Genomic DNA, 23,145 nt, shown 5'->3' on the forward strand with positions numbered 1-23,145 from the left:
AGAAAATAGCTGCTTTTCTGTATATAGTTCATAGTTTAAAGGTTGAATTAGGCTGAAAATCAAATATCATCAATAATTTATTATATTGACTGGTTTTTGAACCGTGAAGACTTTACCATTTGCTCCTTTTTTGACATCCATTTTAATATTCATCCCAACAACACTTGCACCTCTAGGTGCTAGCATGCTGTCACTTGTCCAATTTAGCGTGTATGTTGTTTTTGAATTCTGAGAAGGATAGTAATATTGAACTTTATTTACTCCAGGACCTACTTGTCCTGCTATCATAGTGCGACTAACAATAATAGTATCTCCAATGGGAAAGAATTTACCTGAAATGCTTTTAATGCCGAAATAATCGACATTTTGTTTAGTGGTTGATACATAATTTAGAGTACCTACTACAGTGCCGTACCCTTCTTTTGATGCTTGGTCGTATACACTACCTCCACCTGTCGCAGCAGCTGAAGCTAAAGAAGAGCTAGTATTTGAAAGAAGTTCTTTTCTGTTTTGTTCAACAGTTACTTCGTCTTGAGCAGTCAGAACGGAAACTATTGTTTTTGATTTTAGCGCTTTCTCTTCACCGTCGATAGAAGGAGCTAAAGAGTTTTCTAGCATTCTTTTATTGTCTTGAGAGAGATCACTAGACTTTATGTCATCAGAATCCATTTCTAAATTAATTGAAGTAAGTGTTTCTCCATCATCTGTTTTGATTTGTTCAGTTTTTGCTTGAGAGTTAGAATAAACATAGTTGAAAAGCTCTTGTGAATCCATTTTATCTAAACTTTCTTCGTTCATTAAGTTTTGAGCTTGAGCAATAGGGACATTTGGTAAGACTGCACTTGTTGCTAGTAAAGCAGCTATTGTAGAAGAAATAAGTATTTTTGTTTTCATTATTTAACACTCACTTTCTATAATATTTATTGTGTTTTTGGAGTTCGATCCTCCTTTCTCAAAAAAGTAAGTTTACATTATACCATTAAAAGTAATTTATTTCAAAATGATGGGTAATTATATATTTTGAAAATATTAAAGGCATTTTATTTCATTATTATCTGTTTTAAAATAAATGTTATTAATCATCAAAGGAGTTTATTATGAAATCTGTCATTTTAGACGTAGACACTGGCATCGATGATTCGATGGCAATTGCTTATGCAGTCCATTCCCCAGAGCTAGACGTGCTAGGCATTACCACTGTATTTGGCAATATCACGGTTGAAGAAGCAACACGCAACACACTGGTCGTACTGGATCAATTGGAGCGCCCACTGCCTGTATATCCGGGGGAAGCCAAGCCGCTGCAACGCGACTACACCAAGCCATTTGCCCGGCATATTCACGGAGCAGATGGAATCGGCAATCAATATCGTGAGCCATCGACAAGACAGGCAGAATCTCTGTCCGGCCCTGAGTTTATCGTCCAGCAAATTATGGCGAATCCCGGCGAGATCACGGTCATCGCGGTTGGACCACTGACGAACATCGCTCGTGCCCTACAGCTGGAGCCAAACATCGCCCAGCATATCGCTCGCCTGATCGTCATGAATGGCGCAGTCACCGTACCGGGCAACGTGACACCATATGCCGAAGCGAACACCTACTCCGATCCTGATGCCGCGGCGCTAGTATTTAGCTCCGGTATGCCAGTGACACTCGTTGGTCTGGATGTGACGATGCAGACGCTGCTCACTGCTGCCCATCTGGAACAATGGCGTAGCCTGAACACCAACCTTGCCACCTTCCTTGCAGACATGACCGATTTCTACATGGAAGCCTACAAGGGCGTCATTACTAGCGGACGCGGCTGCGCCCTACACGACCCATTAGCTGTCGGTGTAGCGATCGATCCCACCTTCGTACGCACCGAATCCTACGCCGTACACGTCGAATGCACAGACCAGGACTCCCTGGGCAAAACGACCGGCGTACACGCCAGCCAGGCACCACACATCGACGTAGCGTTGGATGTAGATGCTGACCGCTTCGTAAGCCATTTCCTGAGTCGAATCGTATAATGCTCGTTGTTAGGGAGGGCTGTTAGATAAGAGTGGTTGTGCTGTCATGGACAATAGATGATGTGGTACATGTCAGTATAACCGCCAACTTTGATAGCAGCCTCAACCCAATTCATTTTAAAATGAAACCTCATACTGAACCATATATGAAAATTAACCGTACCTTGGAATATACAGGTACGGTTTTTTCAGAAATAAGGTCTATGAAAAGTGGCAGAGCTAGAATATCCTAATTGTGCAAGTGCAAGTGCAAGTGCAAGTGCAAGTGCAAGTGCAAGTGCAAGTGCAAGTGCAAGTGCAAGTGCAAGTGCAAGTGCAAGTGCAAGTGCAAGTGCAAGTGCAAGTGCAAGTGCAAGCACCACAACACAGCTGCTTGTTTGTACTCTGATTATCCATTTAATGTAATAAATAGCATAAAATCAAGATTTTCATCTTCGAAATAAGCGAATAAGCCCTTTTTTATTGTGACAGATGTCTAAATACGGTATATTGAAGTAGATGAACACATTGCACATGGACACTTGTTTACACTTCAAAACAATAAGCGTTTACATACTGTCCCTATGCAACATTCTCCCTCTGCATGCAGGAGCGGATAATGCACGCAATATACTGAAATTATGAGCTGATTTCGACAATGTACATCATGTATACTGCTTCCTGTTTGACGTAGCATCCAGCATGGATTCATAGCTTGCAGATCGATTAGATTGATAATTTATATAGTAAGGCCAGGTGTACTCAATGAGCAGCAAAAATCCGAGGCGACAAGACGCATTATCTGCAGCACAACGTAAACTCGAGACCCTGCGCATTCTTGAAGCCGAAGGCACAGTCCGCGTATCCGGATTAAGTCGTCGCTTCAATGTGACAGAAGAAACGATTCGGCGCGATCTGGAGCGTTTGGAGCTTGAAGGTATCGTTGTGCGTACGCACGGTGGCGCGGTGTTTAACCGTAACCGTGAGCAATACGAATCTCCTGCTGTACAGCGGGAAACGCAAAATATTGAAGAGAAAAAGGCAATCGTGGAGCATGCGCTCTCACTGATTCAGCCGGGCGATGTGATTGCGCTGGACGCAAGCACGACCTGTCTGCATCTGGTTAAGCAATTGCCGAACCGACCGCTAACGGTACTAACGTATTCGCTGGCAATCGCGAACGAGCTTGTGCCGAAGACCGAGATCAATGTGATTCTGATCGGTGGGTATCTGGATCGAGATTCGATGGCGAATACCGGTATTCATGCGGAGAAGATGGTCGAGAGCTACCATGTGGACAAGTTCCTATTTTCCTGTCACGGCTTTGATCTGACGCGTGGACTGACCGAGCCATCTGAAGCACATGTACAACTCAAAAAGAAAATTATCGAGATTTCCGATGAACTGATTCTGCTAACAGACAGCTCCAAGTTCCGTCGCAAATCACTGGTACGCTTCCTCGGCATGGAGGACCTGAACCGCTTTATTACCGACGATCAATTGCCTGAAGAGGCGATTCATGAATTGGAGGAAATGGGTGTTGAGGTCATCGTTGTGGATTAATCGAACCAGCTTGTACTAGCCGCACTGTAGACACAGGGCGGCTTTTTGTTATGTAGAGATTCCTTTTGTTAACGCTATCATATGCGATATGTGTAGAATTTGTACCAATAGGCTTGAAAATCGTTCCAGTTGGCGGTACGGTAGAACAATAGCATCGTGCTAGCTAGCAGCGATACCCGTTCGGGTGGAGACGACAGACTGAATTGGTGGAAGCGAGTTGGATTTTATAAGTGTAAGAACAACGCAACGCTACATCTGCCGATTCAGAACCATACAGGATGCTGAACCAAAACGAATAATGACGGGATGGGCGTCTGGAGTGAGGAGACAAGCAATGAGAGCAACGGAGGATAACAATTCGCAAACGGTAAGTATGGAGGATATCGTACGGGCGCATCACGTACTGCGCGACGTTATCGTGCGTACACCGCTACAGCGGGATGCAACCCTGTCTGAAAAATATGAGTGCGAGGTGTATCTGAAGCGAGAGGATATGCAGGTCGTACGCTCATTTAAAATTCGCGGTGCGTATAACCGCATTCGCAATCTGTCCAGTGACGAGCTGGCAAATGGCATCGTGTGTGCCAGTGCGGGCAACCATGCACAGGGCTTTGCTTTTTCGTGCCGACAGCTGAATATTCGCGGGAAGGTCTACATGCCAAGCACCACACCGAATCAAAAGGTGAAGATGGTGAAAAAGTTCGGTGGCGCGAATGTGGAAGTCATTCTCGTTGGCGATACATTTGATGATGCGTATGCAGAAGCGATGAAGACGTGTGAAGAGTACAATATGAGCTTTATTCACCCGTTTGACGATCCTTATATTATTGCAGGTAATGGTACAGTCGGTATGGAGATCATGGAAAGTCTGGATCGTCCGGCAGATTATGTGTTTATCACGATTGGCGGCGGCGGTCTGGCTGCCGGTGTAGGTCAATATATGCGTACTATTAGTCCATCCACTCGATTGATCGGAGTCGAGCCACTGGGCGCTGCATCGATGAGCGAGGCGATTAGCCGTAATCAGGTGGTCACGCTGGAGGAGATCGATAAGTTTATCGATGGTGCAGCCGTGAAGCGTGTCGGACAGCTGACATATGAGATTTGCCGCGAGACACTGGATGATGTGATCCGTGTACCAGAAGGCAAAGCGTGCTCTGCGATCCTCGATCTGTACAATGAGAATGCGATCGTAGCCGAGCCAGCTGGTGCGTTACCGATTGCAGCGCTGGATATGTATCGGGAGCATATCAAGGGCAAGACGATTGTATGTATCATTAGCGGTGGTAACAATGATATTGACCGTATGCAGGAGATCAAGGAGCGCTCCCTGATCTATGAAGGGCTGAAATACTACTTTACCATCAACTTCCCGCAGCGTGCAGGCGCTCTGCGTGAGTTCCTGGAAAAGGTACTCGGTCCGAATGACGATATCGCCCGTTTTGAATATACGAAAAAGAGCAACAAGGAGAACGGTCCGGCACTTGTTGGGATTGAGCTCAGCTCGCCGGATGATTACGGCGCTCTCATTCAGCGTATGGAAGATCACAATATTCAATATGTAGAGCTGAATCGCGATCCGAATCTGTTTAACCTGTTAATCTGATCCTATATCGCTTGTATAGCATTCATTGCTTTCTATCCAATACCCGGCATTTCTCAAATGGAGAAGCCGGGTATTGATTTGTTCAGCCACGATGAGGGTATGTACAGATGGATCATCCTATCTTGCATTCAGCACAAACTTGGTTTTTTGGTCAAAGTAGTCTATACTATTAAAGTAAGTTTATTACAGTTGATAACTACCAAGGAGGATGTACACATATGTTTATCATTCATGTTAATATGTTAATCAAACCTGAAAAGGTTGATGAATTTCTGAAAGAGATCGATACACTGGTGGCGGCTTCCCAGGCTGAAGAAGGCAATATCACGTATGTATTGAAACGCGATGTGAAGCAGGATAACCTGTTCACGATGGTGGAAGAGTGGAAGGATGCAGAAGCAATGCAGCTGCACAACGCAACTCCACATTTCCAAAAGTTCGTACAGGATATGCAGCAATTTGCAGCAGCTCCACTGGATGCGAAGGTATTCGAAGGAACTGAGATCAAACGCGGCTAATACCGTGCTTTGAACACTAGCAGAATACTGTGTATGTTGAATATAGATGCATAGCGAATCTCCCTTTGAAATAAAGGGAGATTTTTTATTTTAACTATACATAATTACGGAACTAGCTCCGATATATCTCACTAAGTTAGCTTGTCGAAAATTCTCGAAAGAAATCGGAATTGGTAGATTTTATTGTCGATTATACGTAGCAGCCTTTGAAGCATCAGGTCACTTTTTAGAGCAGAGACATGCCGACTATCATTATACCGGTGAGAAGGATCTCATTTGAATGCCGGAGTCGGAGGGAAATGACTAGCATGAAAAAGACAGCAAAGATATGGATTGCCTCTTTGTTTACGGTGTCCAGCCTTGTAGGCGCGACTTCGACATATGGGCATGACCAGGCATTCGCCGCAGGTGCGGAGCAGGATGTCATTGTCGTATATAAAAATGAGGACGGCAAAGAAGCCGTACTCGATCAGAGTGTAGATGTGCAGCATGAGTTTGAAACGGTTCCTGCCGTTTCCGCTACTGTCACACAGGCCGATCTGAATAGTCTGGTACAGAATCCGGATATTGCTTATATCGAGCGCAATGTTCCGTTTCAGCTTACAGATGATGATGTGACGCCACTTGGTAATGTGTCTCCAGTCAATAAGAATGAGCAAGCGCAGTGGAATTATCAAGCAGAGCAGCCTGATCTAGAATGGGCAAAAGGCTATAATGGCTCTGGCATTAAGGTCGCTGTGATCGATTCTGGTATCGCGGCTCACCCTGAATTAACAATTGCTGGTGGTGTATCCACCGTCGATTATACAACCTCTTATACCGATGATAACGGTCACGGCACACATGTGGCTGGTATTATTGCCGCGCACAACAATGATGGGTCTGTAACCGGTATGGCACCGGGCGTACAGCTCTATGCTGTAAAGGCGATGGGCTCCAACGGTCAGGGCAATCTGCAAGATGTACTGGAAGGCGTAGATTGGGCGATTCAGAACCATATGGATGTGATCAACCTGTCGCTCGGTACGTCCTATGATTCACAGCTTCTGCACAATATGCTTGATCAGGCGTATCAAGCAGGGATTGTCGTTGTGGCATCTGCTGGTAATAGCGGCGCAGGCACCGATACGGTCAATTATCCTGCTCAGTACAGCAGTGTTATCGCTGTTGCCGCTGTAGACAAGGATCTCAAGCGTGGAAGCTTTTCATCGACAGGGCCAAAGGTAGAGCTAGCGGCACCTGGCGTATCGATCGTATCCACGTATCTCAATAATGGCTTTGCTATCGCAAGCGGTACATCACAGGCTGCACCGCATGTGGCAGCAATGGCAGCGATTTTAAAACAGGAAAATCCATCCCTATCTGCTTCCGCACTACGCAGCAAGCTACAGGATTATGCGGTAGATCTCGGTGCAAGCGGACGGGATGCTGAATATGGATATGGCTTTGTGACATTCAAGCCGAAGGCAGATACAACCGCACCAGCTGAGGTAAGTGGACTCCAAGCGAGTCAGATCGGAACCGATTCGATGACATTAACCTGGCAAAATCCAACCGATACCGACTTAGCAGGCGTGCATGTATATAACGATCATGATCCAGCGAAGCAAACGGTACAAACAAATGTGTATACCGCTCAGGGACTGGTGCCCGATACGAGCTATACGTTTACAGTCAAAACGTTTGATCAAACGGGCAATGAATCGATCGGTAAAACGGTAACAGCTAAAACCAATGCTGTTCAGCCTACATCAGGCTCAGGTAGTGATTCGTCTACACCATCGAGCGATAATCAGCCATCGCCTTCGTTCACACCGACACCATCGAACACACCAGCACCAACCGTTACACCAACACCGGTAATCACACCTGTTCCAGTTGTAACGCCAACACCAGTCGTTGCCGTACCTGTTGTAACGACACCGCCACCAGTAGGTGGAGGAGCGCTCGTCCCTGCATTTGGCGGCGGTGGTGGTGGAGGCGGAGGTGGCGGTGGTGCACCAGCGGCACCGCGTCCAACCGTTACACCAGCACCAGTAGCACAGACACCAGCCGCAGCGCCTACACCAGCGCAAAAGGCACAGCAGCAGCTGAACACAGCTAAGTCTTCTGGCAAAGCATCTGATTATATCAAAGCAAGCTTTAGTGGACGTGGATTGAACAACGCGAGCTTTAGCAAGCAACTGGCTGATCTCAAGCAAAGTCTGGGCATTCAGGATGTGCCCGCTCGAACCAGCCTGCCAAGCACTGTACCTGTACGCATCAGTCTGCAAGTCGTAACGAAGAGCAGTCAGTACAAATACCTGGATCCATCTACAATCAATACAGACAATGTCACCGTACTGGATGGCAATGGCAATATCGCTGGTAATGTACAGATTGCTATGAAGTTTAACCGTATCTTTATTACGCCGACGGCAGGTGGCTTTAGCTCCGGTCAGACGTATACCGTTGTACTGGAAAAAGGAATCAAGGGTCAATCGTCAGCGAATTCGGATCAATCCACAGCACTGAGTAATCCGCTTGTCCTACAATTTACGACGCGATAATGTGGTCTCTATTATAAATGAGTGCGACTCAAGAAAAGGTGAACAGCGATGAATAAACGAACATTACCACGTCTGCTCCTGACGCTTGGCTTATTGCTGACCATGCTGGTTTCCAGCATGCCTCAGCAGGCACAGGCAGCAGATGGAAAGCTCTTTTCCGATGTGTCTGCAAGCTACTGGGCACATGATACGATTGCATGGGGCGTACAATCTGGCTTAGTGAAGGGCTATGCAGATGGTAGCTTCAAGCCAGGCAAAACAGTAACGGAAGCTGAATTTTTGGCGATGCTGATTCGCTCCTACGAGCCATCTGTGACCGCAAGCAGCAAAGGCAACTGGGCAGCTCCATATTATACTCGCGCCAAAGCGTTAAATTATCCCGTACAAAGCTACACTAATCTGTCGACTCGTAATGCTGTGATCAGCCGCGCACAAGTAGCAGAGCTCGTATCCGCTGCGGATGGAGTCAACTTTAGCGGTGACAATGCGATTCGTTACTTGCTCGCCTTCGGCTTAGCTAATGGCAGTAATGCGGGTCAAGCGACGATCGCTTCTTTCAAGGGTAAGCAATCGCTGACACGCGCCGAAGCACTGCAATTTATTAAAAACTTCGTCGATTATGGCGCAGGTGGTCTACTGGATCGTCCACAGGAAGCATCGAATGTCGCCGATCTTCCAGCAGTTGCTGACCGTTAATCGTTTCGTTATTGCTCGTTATCGATATCCATTACACATGTTATGAAGTGACTCGTTTATGCTCTACACGAGCAAGTGTAATGCTCCTAGAACATGTACCCATGGTTAGGTAACATCTAATAAGTATACAAAAAGCCCCTTTCCCTGTAGGAAGCGGAATGTCATCTGTAGGATGAACATCCGGTTCAGTGGGAAAGGGGCTTTATTACGTTGCGACTGAATAGTCTCATCTCAATAAAGGTAGTTTTATGAAAATATAATGTTAAAAGGCAACAGGTGCCGATCCGTCTGGATCATGATCCATATGCAGCAGTTCACCTAGATTAGTCGTAGAGATCACGGTCAGACGCTTCAATTGGAGCGGATCATCGCCCGGTCGAATAAAGCCCTGGTGCACCGTGAATGCCATCCGGTAGCCGGACTGCTTGAGTGCATAGATCATCTGCATACGGAAATCGCCAAATGGATACGCAAAGTATGGCGTATTAATGCCAGCTTCGGTACGCATAATATGATCATCTTTTACAAAACGATCCGGGTCCATACCTGCTGCATAATCATCGCCGCAATGCAGTGGCTCTTTGAAATGCAGGTTGTAGGTATGGCTGTTAAATTCAAACACATCGGTCGTTGCCTTCATTTCCTCACGCGATACATAGCTTGTTTTGGTTGGATCGAAGGCTTGCGTTTTCGCTTGAATTTTGGAGCCGATCACGAACATGGTAGCGTGGAAGCCGTACTTTTTCATAATCGGGTAGGCGTAGATCATATTGTTCTGATAGCCATCATCAAAGCTGATCACAACGGTATTTTCCGGTAGTGGAGCCTGCTCGTTTACGAACTTCTCCAGCTCCTGCAAGGTTGCTGTGTGGTAATGGTTGTCGTACAGATACTTCATATCCTTCTCGAAGGCTTCGAGGTTGATGATCGAGTTGTTTTTCGGCTCGGTATTGTACTTCGCAGGCACGATATAGTGATACATGAGCACAGCGACCTTATCCGCAGTGCCTTTCGGTACAACATAATCAGCGGCAAGTGCTACATTACGCTGATTCAACTCATCCCGGTGTTGCAGATAAAACACTTCATTTTGAGCAGCGACCCAGGAACTGCATATTTTATGGGCCAGAATGGAAGACTTCGGGAAGTTCACCCCGAGGACATAGACGACGAGCAGCATCGCCAGCAGGGCGAACATATACTTTTTCCAGGGCTTACGCATGCTTTAGGTATGTCTCCTTTGATGTAAAAATAGACGGAAATGCACAGCACCGCTCGTCGCTACAGAAACTATAACGAGACGGTCTGTATGAATGGACAGATGTTAGATGCCGTTGCTGAACCAATCGAACACGTCAGCAAACTCCGTACAAGCTTATTCCTTTGTTTATAGTAAACGAAAGTTGTCGACAAAAAGTTACATTCCGGCTGAAGAATAGTAACAGTCGCGTGGTTGACTTTTACCTATACTGCCGACTTGCTTTCTATTAAAACAGAGAAATCCATTCGTAAATCCGTAGTATTAGTTATATCAGATAAATGTATGAAAACTGTGTGAGTACAGATTTTATAGCTTCGTAGTGCGAGGATAGCAGGAGGTGAAGTAGTAGTTGGAATGAATAGGTGAATATTGAGCTAATTCTGTCGTTTACGCAATAGCAGTAGTAATTTCTCTATGTATAGATACAGAAGCTAGGCTGTACCGCTAATTTGAATGATGGATAGATTGCTCATTCATTTCTATAGGCGATAATAGCAAATAATCTGTATAAATAAGCGCCTGTCACTCTTGGACAACATAGAGTAACAGGCGCTTGTTATATGGAGCTTAGCGAATGTAGATTAAGCTTTACAGCGCAATCTCGAATGTTTTAATCTCGTATGGCTCCAGTACAAATGCGATCGTATCGCCAGCAGTATCCTCGCCTTCTGGCTGTTCCATCAGATTGCATTCGCGGTAGCTGGTAATGCCTAGCTCGCTGGTCAGTGTCAGGCGCTGACGACTGCCTGAGAAGTCATGCACGCGCACGATGATTCGGTCGCTGTCCTCTGCCTTTTTCACCGCATCGATCATAGCGGTTTGACCGGATAGGGTGAACAGGGAGCGTTCTGGTGTATCCGAGCCACCTGTAGTTACACGCAGCGGGCTGTTCAATGCCCATGCTGCTGGAACCGTACCGCCTTGCAGCCAGTCGCCTTCGTGTGGAAGCAGGGAGTAGGTGAATTCATGATGCCCCTGGTCGGCTTCAAAGTCGGGATGGATGGCGCATTTGATCAGCGACAGACGCATCACATTGTTTTTGATATCATAGCCGTATTTGCAATCGTTCAGCAGGCTGACACCATAGCCACGATCGGACAGGTCTGCCCACTGATGGCCGACAGACTCGAAGCGTGCGCTATCCCAGCTTGTATTCCAGTGTGTTGGACGCTTCACATTGCCATACTGAATATCATACGTAGCCTCGGTAGAGCGTACATTCACCGGGAAGGCGACCTTGAGCAGCTGCTGACGCTCATGCCAGTCTGCCTCGGTGACAAAGTCGATGCGGCGATCGTCTGCGTACACGATCATCTGCTGACGGATCGTCGACTCACCAATTTTCCATTCAAAACGAACGACCGTGCGCAGCAGACCCGTTTCCACGACTTCCGATACGGTCAGCTCCTGCACTTCCTTCATTTTCTCCTGATAATAAATATCGATATCCCACGCATCAAAGTTCAGTGGCTTATCCTCGAACAATTGCAGTACATTCCCACGCTCGCCAGCAGCCAGCACCTCACGGTCTGCTGCTCGATCATACAGTCGTGTTAACTGACCCTGCTCATTCCATTCCAGCTCGTAAAATGGCGTGCTCAAGCGCTGTGCTTCCACTGTGAATGGAGAGCTTGCCGCTGGAGCTTCCATAGTCGGCTCAAAGGAAATAGTCGTGTATCCAAGTGCAGGCACCTTGGGCACGTGTACAATCCATTCGCCATCGTGCAGCTCACCTTGTAAAATAGCGCCATTGGCAGCTTTCCAGCTACCGCTTTGCAGTGAATCATTCGCAGCGATCGTCAGCACACCGCTGGTTGTCCATGGTGCCGAGTTCCATACGGTGCGAGTATGATCATCCGACTTACCAGCGATGAGCTGCTCTGCCTGCTTCCATACGTCAGAGCCGATCTGCCAGGCTTCTGCATATTCCTCGCGGCTGTCCTCGTAGACCTCACGGATCGAAGAGCCAGGGATAATATCATGGAACTGGTTGCGTAAAATAATTTTCCAGCCATCATGAAGCTGTTCTTGTGGATAAGCGCTCCAGTTGCCGCCGAGCGCACTTTGCCACGCATTCAGCCATTCGGCTTCACGGTATAGCAGCTCCAGCTTGCGATTCATACGCTTATTGTACGCCTGACTGGTGTAGGTACCGCGGTGGTATTCCAGATATAGCTCGCCATCCCATGTGTGTACATAGCTGTCCGTATTCGCTACCGTCTCCTGCAAGCGGCGGAAATAGTCGCCTGCCAATCCGGTACGCATATGTGGCAAGCCTGGCATACGGTCGATACGGCGACGCATTTCCAGCATCGTCCGGTTAACACCGCCACCGCCATCGCCGTAGCCGTACGATACGAGCAATTCACGATTCATTTCCTTGTCCCGATAAGCTTCCCAGCTGCCTTGAGCTGTTTTCGGTACGAGCTGACCGTTATACGTGTAGAACCACGAGCCTGGCTCCGAATCCGGTTCCGTTGTCGTGATAAAGTGTGTCAGTACCTCGGTTCCATCGATCCCACGCCAGTGGAACGTATCATGCGGCATCCGGTTGAACTGGTTCCAGCTGATCTTCGTTGTCATGAAGGTATCGATACCAGACTTTTTCAAAATCTGTGGAAGCGCCCAGCTATAGCCGAATACATCAGGCAACCACAGATAATCCGATTCAACACCAAATTCTTCTTTGAAAAAGCGTGTGCCGAGCAGCAGCTGACGAGTCAGCGATTCTCCGCTGGTCAGGTTACAGTCTGCCTCCAGCCACATCGCACCGCCAGCTTCCCAACGTCCTTCGGCAATACGCGCTTTGATCTGCTCGTATAGCTCGGGTGCGTCCTGCTTCACATAGTCATACAGCTGTGGCTGAGTTTGCAGGAACACGTAGTCTGGGAACTTTTCCATTAAACGCATAACAGTGGAGAAGGAGCGAATCGCTTTTTCCCGTGTATGCTTGAGTCGCCATAGCCACGCGACGTCAATATGAGTATGCCCGATGGCAGTTAATTGAACAGAGGAATGCTTGCTGATCTCACCAACAAGCTCATCCAGCAGCTGTTCGGCTTGCTGAATACTTGCATAGAAGCTTTCCGAGCCAGGTACAGCCCAGTCGATCAAACGGAATGCACGATCAATCGCACGCAGCAGGTCAGCACGCTCAGGTGAGTGCTCACTCAGCACTTCAACCGTTTCCAGTACAGTCACGCCGGTATAGTACAGATTGTCTGTCGGCTCATCCAGCCAGCATAGCTCTGCTGTTTGCAGCTCATGCTTTTGCATAATGCGCTTGCCGCCGCCTTCCAGACCTGTCCATAGACGGAAGGTCAGCTGCTGCTGTTGTCCAGCCGCATCGGCAGGCAGGAATACCTCCATATGATTGGAGTCGACCCCTTGATAAGGCTGTCCATTCAAATACAACAGCGATTCAAAACCAGAATTTGTACCGCCGCCTGTCTTACCAAAATCAAATCTGCCCAGAATCGTCTTGCCACTCCATGCTGCGGGTACCTCGGCGCTCACATTGAGCCATAAGTAGCGGTCACGTCCAGTCCAGGTGTCGCCCAGCTTCATCTCAGTCCAGGTGTTATCTGGCTGTAGCGGGGCAGAATGAATACGCTTACCATCATCTTCATGCGTTTGAAACGAAGACAGGACGATGGCCTCACGGTAACGATAGCTATCCAGTTCATTGAGTCGGGACTTCAGCTTCTGCTCTGTTAAAAACATACCTTCACTCCTTGATCGTTGGTGAATTTCCGCAGGTCAACCGGTGAGCAAGCCTGTATGCTGGATGATCGCCAGCAATGTAATCGATGATGACAGGCAGATGTTGTTTTCGTGATGTCGCCATTCGGGGACAAGCGAACTTCCACTTCCCATGTTGGCACATCCGGAGAGCAAATACAATATGTTATCTCTGAATTTAAAATGGTAAAACAAATCCAACATACTTTATATAGAAGAAGTGGAAATGAAAATCTGAAAATATCAGTAAGCTAATGTTAACCGAACCAGTATTGAGCAAATTATACATATCAATGGAAGCGAAGCCTCTTCAATTTCCATCCATAAGGCGATCCTGTCATGATGCGCTCCCTCTATATTGAACTACCAAAATCTTATATGCTACATCTCTTGTATCATGTATTCCACATTTCGATGAGCACTGCATTCAATCCATTATATACTCATTTTAGCCCGAGGGCACAGACGATAAGAGCTGTGAACAGGGTAATAGATAACAGTGCTCAACATGATGCAGGTCGACTAAAACGACTGCAAAGACACATGACCGAAGCAGCTGTAAAAGGAGAGAAACCATGAATCGAATTTCTATGCTGTTCCTTATTGTACTGACGACCTTTCTCATGGGTTCATCCTTTGCGATTGGCAAAATGGGATTAGTCTACGCCTCCCCATTATTATTAGCCGGACTGCGTTTTCTACTCGCAGGGATTATTATGGCGGTACTTGTTCGTCTTCTGCGTCAGCCTCATCCATCAGACTGGAGGGATTGGGGTAAAATGGTGCTCATCGGCGCCTTTCAGACCGCAGGGGTAATGGGCTGTGTGTTCATTAGTTTGCGTACGATCACAGCAGGTGAATCATCGATCTTAACCTTTACGAATCCACTACTGGTGGTCGTATTTGGTACCTGCTTTGCAGGGATGCGATATCGCTGGTATCAATGGATCGGCGTGCTGCTCGGGCTGATCGGCGTTAGCGTTACCGTTGGCGCCGGGCTGCAATGGAAGATTGGGCTCGTATTCGGACTTGCTTCGGCTGTATCATGGGCAACGGCAACGCTACTCGTTAAGCGCTGGGGTGGAGGGCTGAATACGTGGGTGCTGTCTGCATATCAAATGCTTGCCGGTGGAATTTTGCTGCTACTTGGCAGTGTAGTACTGGAGCAGCCTTCATTTGCATGGAATGGCGCTTCGATTATGATTCTGCTCTGGCTCAGTCTGTTATCGTCGATCGTGCAGTTTGCAGGCTGGTACTATGTACTGCAAAATAGCGATCCCGGTAAAACAAGTGCATTTCTATTTCTCGCGCCATTCTTTGGAGTATTAACAGGGTGGGTTCTGCTAGGAGAGCGGCTGTATCCGTCGCTGATTACAGGTGGGCTGTGTATTCTAGTCGGAATTTATCTGGTGAATCGGCAGGTTCAAGCTCCACGCTAAAATGGTCGCGAAACGCCTGCTTCCCGTTCGCCGTAACCTGAATCGCCCGAATGCCTGACATACGCTCGATCCAGCCTCGATCCAGACATAGCTGTAATAAACCCTGTCCCAATGCGCCGCCCAGATGATGCTTGCGTTCACTCCAATCCAAACAGGCATGGGCAAAGGCACGGCGCTTGCGGCGTAGCTGGGCGATATCCAGACCGATAGCGGTGAATCGTTCCACTCCCGTTTCACTCACCTCAAATGCTCCATCCTTCACAATCAAGTGCCCATGCTGAACCAATGACTCCGTCAGTAAAACGCCTACCTGCCCAGCCAGATGATCGTAACAGGTGCGTCCATAGCGCAGCTGATCCATCTGCTGGGATTGCTTTAATGAACGAACCTCAGGCACCGGACAGATCGCTAAGAACTGCTCCAGCTTCTGCGCCGTCTCATTTCCAGCCAATCGATAATAACGATAACGTCCATGCTTTTCCGTGCTGATCCAGCCCTGCTCGGTGAGTCGTGCCAGATGAAAGCTGGCGGTTTGCGGTGTAATGGATGCTGCGTGAGCAAGCTCACCCGCCGTATGGAAGCGACCATCCAGCAGTGCTGTCAGCATATTAGCACGCGAAGGCTCGCCTAGCAGGGAAGCGATATTGGATATATTTGAATGTAGTGTCATGAATGTGGCTCCTTTGTAGATACATATAGTTGAAGACATATAGATGAAGATACCAATGTTGTGAATGAAGATGCACATGCTACGAATATAGAGGCATGTGTATTTAACATTTCGACGACTATCTAACTATATTATACAAAAAATAAAGTGCAGGCTAGCTGCATGATGGACGACGTACCGGAATGTACCGAGTGTTCCTATTGCATAGCATGGTAAAATAAACATAGACCTCCTACCTATCGCTGCTGTACAGGTATCCTGATCATGAACCTGTACGCTATGGTTAACTAAACGTTGGACTGGAATTGCCAGTCGTTCGTTTGTAAGACAGGCGTGGTGGGTATGTTGTTGTTGGAGGTTGGTACGACTATTACGAGGATCGGCTACAATCGAAAGGGGATGGCCATGGAGCATTTTATTGCTGTACTTGTTATTCTGTTTTTCATCGGGATTTCCAATGTTCTGAACAGGCTGGTTCCCTTTGTGCCAGTGCCGCTATTTCAGATTGTGCTCGGGATCGGTGTTGCCCTGTTCGGGTTAAAGGTAGAGCTCGATCCAGAGCTGTTTCTGGTGCTGTTTATCGCACCACTGCTATATAATGATGCTCGTCAAACGCCACGCGGTGAGCTGTGGAATTTGCGGGTACCGATTATTTTGTTAGCGTTTGGGCTCGTATTTGTGACTGTGATCGTAGCGGGCTATGGGATTAATTATCTGATTCCAAGTATTCCATTACCTGCTGCATTCGCGCTGGCGGCAATTCTGTCTCCGACGGATGCGGTAGCCGTAGGCTCGCTGGCGAAAAGGATTCATTTACCAGGCTCGATTCATCGTCTGCTGGAGGGTGAATCGCTCCTGAATGATGCGTCCGGACTGGTCGCATTCAAATTCGCTGTGGCGGCGATGGTGACAGGTACGTTCTCGCTCTGGGAAGCGTCGCTGAACTTCCTATTAGTCGCGCTGGGGGGATTGGCGATTGGTACGCTTGCCTCATTCCTGCTTATTCGCTGTCAGGTGCTGGTGCGTAAATGGGGGATGGAGGATATCACGGTACATGTACTGTGGCAGATTCTGACCCCGTTCGTGATCTATTTGCTGGCGGAGGAGATTGGTGTATCGGGTATCCTTGCAGTTGTGGCAGGCGGTATCGTCTATGCGATGGAAAAGGATCGCGCCGAGTCGGTACAGCTCAAAATGCAAATTGTCTCAACAAGCACATGGTCGGTCATTGTGTATACGCTGAATGGTCTGGTGTTCATGATGCTCGGCTTGCAAATTCCAGAGGTGATGGGCAGTATTTTCACCAATCCTGAGTTTAATAATGGGCTGGTGCTTGGTTATGTCGCGCTCATCACATTACTGCTGTATATTCTGCGCTTTATCTGGATCTACTGCTACTGGGAGGTTCGCTATGTTATGAGTCGCCAGATGGATGATAATCGCCCGGATGTACGAGGCATTTTGCTCACGTCATTATCCGGTGTACGCGGTGCGCTGACACTGGCGGCGGCATTCTCGATTCCGTATGTGCTGAACGATGGCTCTGCCTTTCCGCAGCGAGAGCTGATTCTATTTATCGCGGCAGGTGTGATTTTGCTGTCGCTCATTCTAGCAAGTCTGTTATTACCGCTGTTATCGCCTAAGCCACAGGCAGAGGTGACGAGTGCATCCGAAGCAGGGCAAGGAATGCTACAGCGTCAATTTGTAGAGGATCGGATTCGGATGAAGGTGCTGTCCGCAGCGGTGCAATCGGTCGAATCCAGCACGAATGATGCGAACCGTGAAGCGGCGAAGACGCTCATTTCAGATATTACGCAATACATGTTCCAAAAAAATGGGATGCAGCCGTCGATTTTGCATGATCCGAATCCAGATCAGGAAGAGGTCAAGCTGTACCTGGCTGCGATTCATGCAGAGCGTAAGGTCGCTCGGAAGCTACGGGATAATGGAGAGATTACACCGGAGCTGGCGATGGAGTTTGAATATCGTCTGGATCGGATTGAGAATGTGCTGACCGATCGTATGGATACCGGGATTGCCGAGTGTGTGGACAAATGGAAGGGCATGCTGCCGATGCATCTGCCCGCTCCTGTGAACCTGACGAAGGATGCCGAATCGGATGGAGATGCAGACGAGCCAGCCGCGATGAGCAAGCTTGATAAAATCCGTATGCTCAAGCATCTGAAGCTGCAATCCTGTCCAGCCGCGATCGATGCGATTCGCAGCCGTATGAATGATCATAATGAGGAGGCTGCTGAAAAGGTCATTTCCCGTTATCGCAAAATTATGAACTCGATTCAATATTTCAATGAGAAAATTGCACCGGATATTACACTGGATGAAAACAAGCTCAATCTGATCACCAGCGCGGTACAAAACCAGCGCGATACGGTGCAGGAGCTGTACGAGAGCGGCGAGATCGACCGTCAATATGCACGGAAGATGCGTAGCTTTGTGCAGGATCTGGAGAAGTGGATTCTAATGGAGACGTAAAGCATCAACTCCATTATGATAGAGCAACCATATCGCATCAGAGATGAATGAAACGCAACTAAAATGAGTATTTTTTGCCAGGCAAAAAGAATCGGAACTATACGTTTCGGTTCTTTTTGATACATCATTTCCCATATCTCGATTCCAATGCTACAATAAAGCAATCTTTCCCATTATGAATTTGGAGGTATGTTACTGATGAATATGAAAAAAGGACTGCTTTCTGGCTTTCTAGCTCTAGCTGTAACCTCTTCTCTTTTTATTTCCACAAATGTAAGCGCAAACAATTCAACCGAAGCGCCAGCTCCATTCTCGTATTCACTCGTAACTCGCGGCTATGATTGGGGCCCAGCCGTGTACAAGGTTATTTTACATACCGGTGTGGATATTCAAGCAGACACACTCACCAACGACACATTCAAAGTCCTAGCCGAGCGCAGTTATCCGATGGTTAACATGCAGACGAAGCAAAAGTATACCGGAGCAGATAGCGCCAGCCGAACCATTGATCGAGTGTATCTGTCCGATGAGAAGGGGAACGCCTCCGAGCAGCCTTCCGGTCAATACATTACGTTGGAGATGAAGGTGCATCCTGATTCGGTCTCAGCCAGTCCTTTTACATTCGACCTCAGTACATTCACGAATAAATATGTTGATCTTCAATACACGCTCGTTCAACAGAAGTCGCTTCAAGACACGCAGGGGAATACCGTCGATAATCTGACTACCCGACCAGATACCCCACATACGATGATCGAGCAAGGGGTCGACAAGTTCGATACTACAGGCAAGTTTAATTACAAGGATGCCAAATACGGGCAGATCCATCTTACCTATGCGTCCTACATGCCAGCCAACGACAAGAAAAAGCCGTTAATCATCTGGCTGCATGGTGCAGGTGAGGGTGGAACCGATCCGAGAATTGCATTGCTGGGCAATAAAGTAACGTCATTAGCCGGAGCGTCCATTCAGAAATATTTCGGCGAGGCTGCCGTATTGGTGCCTCAAACGCCAACATTTTGGATGAACGACGGCACCGGTCAATATACGAAAACGGGGAAAAGTATGTATACCTCAGCGCTGACTGCGCTAATTAAACAGTATGTCAAAGACCATGCCGCAGCCATAGATACCGATCGCATCTACATCGGAGGCTGCTCGAACGGTGGATTTATGACCTTGAACATGCTGCTTGCTAACCCGGATTATTTTGCCGCTGCCTATCCATCCGCTGAGGCTTATACCGATTCCTGGCTGACGAAGCAAGACATCAATAAACTGAAGGATACTCCGATCTGGTTCACAGCCGCGGGAGCGGATAAGACAGTAGACACATCCAAAGCATCGACAGCAACGTATAAACGACTCATTGCCGCAGGCGCGAAAAATGTTCATTATTCCTATTTTGATAAAGTGCTTGATATGAGTGGTCTGTACAAAAAAGGCAATGGAGATTCGGCAGCCTATGAGTACAACGGACACTGGTCATGGATTCCAGTATTGAACAACAATATTTCCAAAGACTACAATGGCAAGCCTGTCAAAATTAAGGGTAAAGCGGTATCTCTGATGGAATGGATGGCGAACCAGAAGAACTAAATTATGATCTGCGTAGCATATACGGATTGGAAGGCTTATTGTAGCTTATTGCTTATTAAAAGCTAGTCTGATAAGAAGCTGCATAAGTAGATGGATTGTCGCTTTATACAGCTAAGAAGCCCTGTACATTAACATGTGCAGGTCTTCTGCTATTTGGTGCGATGAAGTAGTGAGTTCTATGGGATACAAGACACGTAGATAAGATATTTTTGATGTGAAATCATCTATTCGGCAGGTTGAGATTATGCTCATTGTTGGAATATCTACAGGTCTATACTTGAATAGCTTAGTTTTCAGTAGCTTAATTTAGAGGTAATATAAAGGCAGTGTAAGTTGGTGGCTAAGTAACTGCAACTCTTTAGTGGTATGTATGCAAACTCTTATACGTGTAAAAGCACGGAACGGAGGGAAGGAAATAAGGGGAAAGGACGACTTTTGAGCACGGGAATCTACAATTTGATCCTACTCCGTAGATTCCTGTGCGAGACGGGAGTCCGTCCCCTTATTCCTTTCCGGAGTGGTTGCTGCCCCAACAACAAAGTTTACGTACACACTCTAAACCACGAATGGAGGAATTAGAAAATGTCTTCATTAACAGGAAAAGTAGCCATTGTTACAGGTGGTGCCAATGGAATCGGTGAAGCCTGCGTAAAGGAAATGGTTGCTGCTGGTGCCAGAGTTATATTTTCTGATCTGAATGATGAGCTAGGGCAGAAGCTGGAGCAGGAGCTGAACGCGAATGGTGGAGAAGTGCGTTACCAGCATTCTGATGTGTCGAAGGAAGAGGATGTAAAAGCATTGATTCAGCGTGCGATCGACGAATTCGGTCGTCTGGATACCATTATAAGCAACGCTGGCATTGGCAATACAGACAGCACGGATGATCTGACATTTGAATCGTGGCGTAAGCTGATGAGTGTGAATCTGGACGGCGTTTTCCTGTGTGCCAAGTATGCGATTCAAGAGATGAAGAAAAATGGCGCTCAGGGTGGCTCGGTGATCAATATGGCATCGATGCTCGGTCATGTAGGACGTGCAGCAACTGCGGCATACACCGCATCCAAAGGCGGCATCGTGAACCTGACTAAGTCACTGGCACTGGAGTATGGCCCGGATAATATCCGCGTGAATGCCGTATGCCCGGGTTATATTGAAACGCCACTGCTCAATGCAACGCTGGATGAAGAAACGCAAAACTATCTGGCATCCCTGCATGCTTTCGGACGCTTAGGTAAGCCAGAAGAAGTCGGTAAAGCCGTTGTGTTCCTGGCATCTGACGATTCCAGCTTTGTCACAGGCTCTAGCCTGATGGTCGATGGTGGCTACACAGCTCAATAAGCAATGATATAGCAGAGCGTGTAGAAGATGATATTAACTCATGCATCTGTACGTGTCTGAATGAATATAGGACAACGAAGACCTCTGTCCCGGATACAGGATAGAGGTCTTCGTTTATACATGAGTTACAAGCTTTAATAAGCATTGTTAATCAAAGCAATGAATATTGCAGTACATCCATGATAGAAGGTAGTACAATACGCTATCTGTTCATTATAAATATCCTGCCTTTTGTAGTGCTTGCAAATAATGTGCATAGACAGGATTGCCTGGCTGTGCCTGAGCAGGATCAATCCCTTTTAATGCAACAAGCGTATACAGTAACTGTTCACTTATACCTTGCTGCGTGAATGAAGTCATCGTCTGTCCATCACTGGACATGATCGCGATGCGAAGCATCCGACCTTGCTGAATATCGACCCATGCTCGCTGAAATTTGTCTTCAGGAACCACATTATCGGCTTGATACATCGAAGCCTGAATTTCCTTCTCCTCTAATGTGAACAACGATTCTAAAATCGTCGGCTCTGTGATGGTATAACATTTATAAAAATGCTCAAATCCAGCATAGGGATCGTGAGCAAGGTCGGCGACGTAGATCGGGTCTTCTTCATTTGCCTGAAATGTATGGTTCAGTACTTCGTCCACGTCTGCTAATGAATACGATAAAGGCAACTTTCTATCCAGAAAAGCTTGATGTAGATCAACGGTCAATGGGTTCACTCCTTGTATAAGATTGAATTCCATAGGTTTAATTCTACATTATACTGCCTTATTCGCAATCAGCTGCTTCACCGCATCCAGCGGATGCTGCGTTTTATCCAGATTCGCATCCGGTACATATTCCACATTATCCGGTAGCACAATTTGACGGCGGTTGATCCAGATGCAGCACCAGCCTGCTTTTTTGGCACCTACCACATCATTCAGATAAGAGTCACCGAGATAGCAAGTATCCGTAGCGGCAATATTCATCTGCTGCTCGACATGACGGAAAATAGCAGTATCCGGCTTGGATATACCCAGCTTCCCTGAAATAAACGTATCCTCTGGAGCAATCCAGCGATCCATACGTAGCTGCTTCACCTTACTCGCCTGATGCTCCGCAGGGCCATTCGTAATGATGCCCATTCGCCAGCCCTGCTCTTTACCATAATCGAGCAGCTCCTTCATGAACGGATGCACTTCGATATGCTGCTGATGAAAGGCATAACGATTCTGAAAATCTACCGCCTGCTGTTCAGAAATAGTGATATCAAAATCAGCAAAAGCATGTGTGATCCGATACACATGCATGTCCTCATCGCTCATTTGCCCATTTTGCACCTGATCAAATACGACATCACTATGCAGCCGACTACGGACAAACAGCTTTTCGACCGGAACGTCATACTCCTTCGAAGTGCCAAACACTTCGTTATACGCCTGACCAAATGGGTCCATCTGATCGTACAATGTATCATCCATATCAAATATCAGATTAATCAATAGACTCTCCCGCTTTCTTTCTGTCTCATTCCAGTATGGGAATAGATAGTGATTCATGTGACAGTTTTGAAGTATACTTACTTTAATCTAGCGCTACGGCTTTATTCTAGCTTACTGGAAATTCATATAAAATTTCAAATAACGCAACTAGATTTCCAGCTACAGCCATTAGCTTTACTGGATCGGT

The 23,145-nt window shown here is 47.1% G+C and carries 17 protein-coding genes; 10 read left to right on the plus strand and 7 right to left on the minus strand.

Annotation, left to right across the window (positions count from 1 at the left end; translation table 11 throughout):
* Window positions 1-69: 69 nt before the first annotated feature.
* Window positions 70-894, minus strand: coding sequence for a hypothetical protein (locus tag SK066_RS04085; RefSeq protein ID WP_320543742.1), 825 nt, complete (start codon window positions 892-894; stop codon window positions 70-72).
* Between the two features lie 200 nt (window positions 895-1,094).
* On the opposite strand from SK066_RS04085, the gene SK066_RS04090 reads away from it, so the two are divergent.
* Complete coding sequence (locus SK066_RS04090) at window positions 1,095-2,018, plus strand: nucleoside hydrolase (protein WP_407673809.1); 924 nt, start codon at window positions 1,095-1,097, stop codon at window positions 2,016-2,018.
* A gap of 188 nt (window positions 2,019-2,206) precedes the next feature.
* Here SK066_RS04090 and SK066_RS04095 read toward each other — a convergent pair whose 3' ends face one another.
* A complete protein-coding gene (locus tag SK066_RS04095; protein ID WP_320543744.1) occupies window positions 2,207-2,380 on the minus strand; it encodes a hypothetical protein in 174 nt (57 codons plus the stop codon).
* Window positions 2,381-2,762: 382 nt separating this feature from the next.
* Between SK066_RS04095 and SK066_RS04100 the strand changes: the two genes are divergently transcribed.
* The 5 genes from SK066_RS04100 (at window position 2,763) to SK066_RS04120 (ending at window position 8,929) form a co-directional block, all read left to right on the plus strand.
* On the plus strand, window positions 2,763-3,560 hold the full coding sequence (locus SK066_RS04100; protein WP_188778219.1) for a DeoR/GlpR family DNA-binding transcription regulator: 798 nt from the start codon (window positions 2,763-2,765) through the stop codon (window positions 3,558-3,560).
* Between the two features lie 334 nt (window positions 3,561-3,894).
* The gene (gene ilvA, locus SK066_RS04105; protein WP_320543745.1) at window positions 3,895-5,166 is read left to right on the plus strand and encodes a threonine ammonia-lyase IlvA; all 1,272 of its coding nucleotides are present in this window, start codon (window positions 3,895-3,897) and stop codon (window positions 5,164-5,166) included.
* Between the two features lie 218 nt (window positions 5,167-5,384).
* Window positions 5,385-5,684 (plus strand): putative quinol monooxygenase, encoded by a 300-nt coding sequence (locus SK066_RS04110; RefSeq protein WP_320543746.1) that lies wholly within the window; start codon window positions 5,385-5,387, stop codon window positions 5,682-5,684.
* 308 nt (window positions 5,685-5,992) lie between these two features.
* A complete protein-coding gene (locus SK066_RS04115; RefSeq protein ID WP_320543747.1) occupies window positions 5,993-8,233 on the plus strand; it encodes a S8 family serine peptidase in 2,241 nt (746 codons plus the stop codon).
* A 48-nt stretch (window positions 8,234-8,281) separates the two neighbouring features.
* Window positions 8,282-8,929: an S-layer homology domain-containing protein gene (locus tag SK066_RS04120; protein ID WP_188778223.1), complete on the plus strand. Its 648-nt coding sequence runs from the start codon at window positions 8,282-8,284 to the stop codon at window positions 8,927-8,929.
* A gap of 262 nt (window positions 8,930-9,191) precedes the next feature.
* Here the strand turns inward: SK066_RS04120 and SK066_RS04125 are convergent, their stop codons facing one another.
* Window positions 9,192-10,151, minus strand: coding sequence for a polysaccharide deacetylase family protein (locus SK066_RS04125; RefSeq protein ID WP_188778224.1), 960 nt, complete (start codon window positions 10,149-10,151; stop codon window positions 9,192-9,194).
* A 627-nt stretch (window positions 10,152-10,778) separates the two neighbouring features.
* Complete coding sequence (locus SK066_RS04130; protein ID WP_320543748.1) at window positions 10,779-13,913, minus strand: alpha-mannosidase; 3,135 nt, start codon at window positions 13,911-13,913, stop codon at window positions 10,779-10,781.
* Window positions 13,914-14,506: 593 nt separating this feature from the next.
* Here SK066_RS04130 and SK066_RS04135 point away from each other — a divergent pair.
* Window positions 14,507-15,370 carry a DMT family transporter gene (locus SK066_RS04135; protein ID WP_320543749.1) on the plus strand — a complete coding sequence of 288 codons (864 nt, stop codon included), beginning with the start codon at window positions 14,507-14,509 and terminating at the stop codon, window positions 15,368-15,370.
* Here SK066_RS04135 and SK066_RS04140 read toward each other — a convergent pair.
* Window positions 15,303-16,040, minus strand: a complete 738-nt coding sequence (locus SK066_RS04140; RefSeq protein WP_320543750.1) for an ArsR/SmtB family transcription factor — start codon at window positions 16,038-16,040, stop codon at window positions 15,303-15,305. The genes SK066_RS04135 and SK066_RS04140 overlap by 68 nt on opposite strands.
* Before the next feature lie 405 nt (window positions 16,041-16,445).
* Here SK066_RS04140 and SK066_RS04145 point away from each other — a divergent pair, with 405 nt between their 5' ends.
* From SK066_RS04145 to SK066_RS04155, 3 genes are all read left to right on the plus strand, one after another.
* Window positions 16,446-18,533 (plus strand): Na+/H+ antiporter, encoded by a 2,088-nt coding sequence (locus SK066_RS04145; protein WP_320543751.1) that lies wholly within the window; start codon window positions 16,446-16,448, stop codon window positions 18,531-18,533.
* A 198-nt stretch (window positions 18,534-18,731) separates the two neighbouring features.
* Window positions 18,732-20,132: a prolyl oligopeptidase family serine peptidase gene (locus SK066_RS04150; protein ID WP_320543752.1), complete on the plus strand. Its 1,401-nt coding sequence runs from the start codon at window positions 18,732-18,734 to the stop codon at window positions 20,130-20,132.
* 582 nt (window positions 20,133-20,714) lie between these two features.
* Window positions 20,715-21,470, plus strand: coding sequence for an SDR family NAD(P)-dependent oxidoreductase (locus SK066_RS04155; protein WP_320543753.1), 756 nt, complete (start codon window positions 20,715-20,717; stop codon window positions 21,468-21,470).
* A gap of 213 nt (window positions 21,471-21,683) precedes the next feature.
* On the opposite strand, the gene SK066_RS04160 is transcribed toward SK066_RS04155, so the two are convergent.
* Together SK066_RS04160 and SK066_RS04165 are read right to left on the minus strand one after the other, a co-directional pair.
* Complete coding sequence (locus SK066_RS04160) at window positions 21,684-22,184, minus strand: hypothetical protein (protein ID WP_320543754.1); 501 nt, start codon at window positions 22,182-22,184, stop codon at window positions 21,684-21,686.
* Window positions 22,185-22,232: 48 nt separating this feature from the next.
* Entirely contained in the window at window positions 22,233-22,958 is a 726-nt protein-coding gene (locus SK066_RS04165; protein ID WP_320543755.1) for an HAD family hydrolase, read from the minus strand.
* Between the last annotated feature and the right edge of the window lie 187 nt (window positions 22,959-23,145).

The organism is Paenibacillus hunanensis (assembly GCF_034055775.1).
In the GTDB taxonomy this organism is placed as follows: Bacteria; Bacillota; Bacilli; order Paenibacillales; family Paenibacillaceae; genus Saccharibacillus; species Saccharibacillus hunanensis.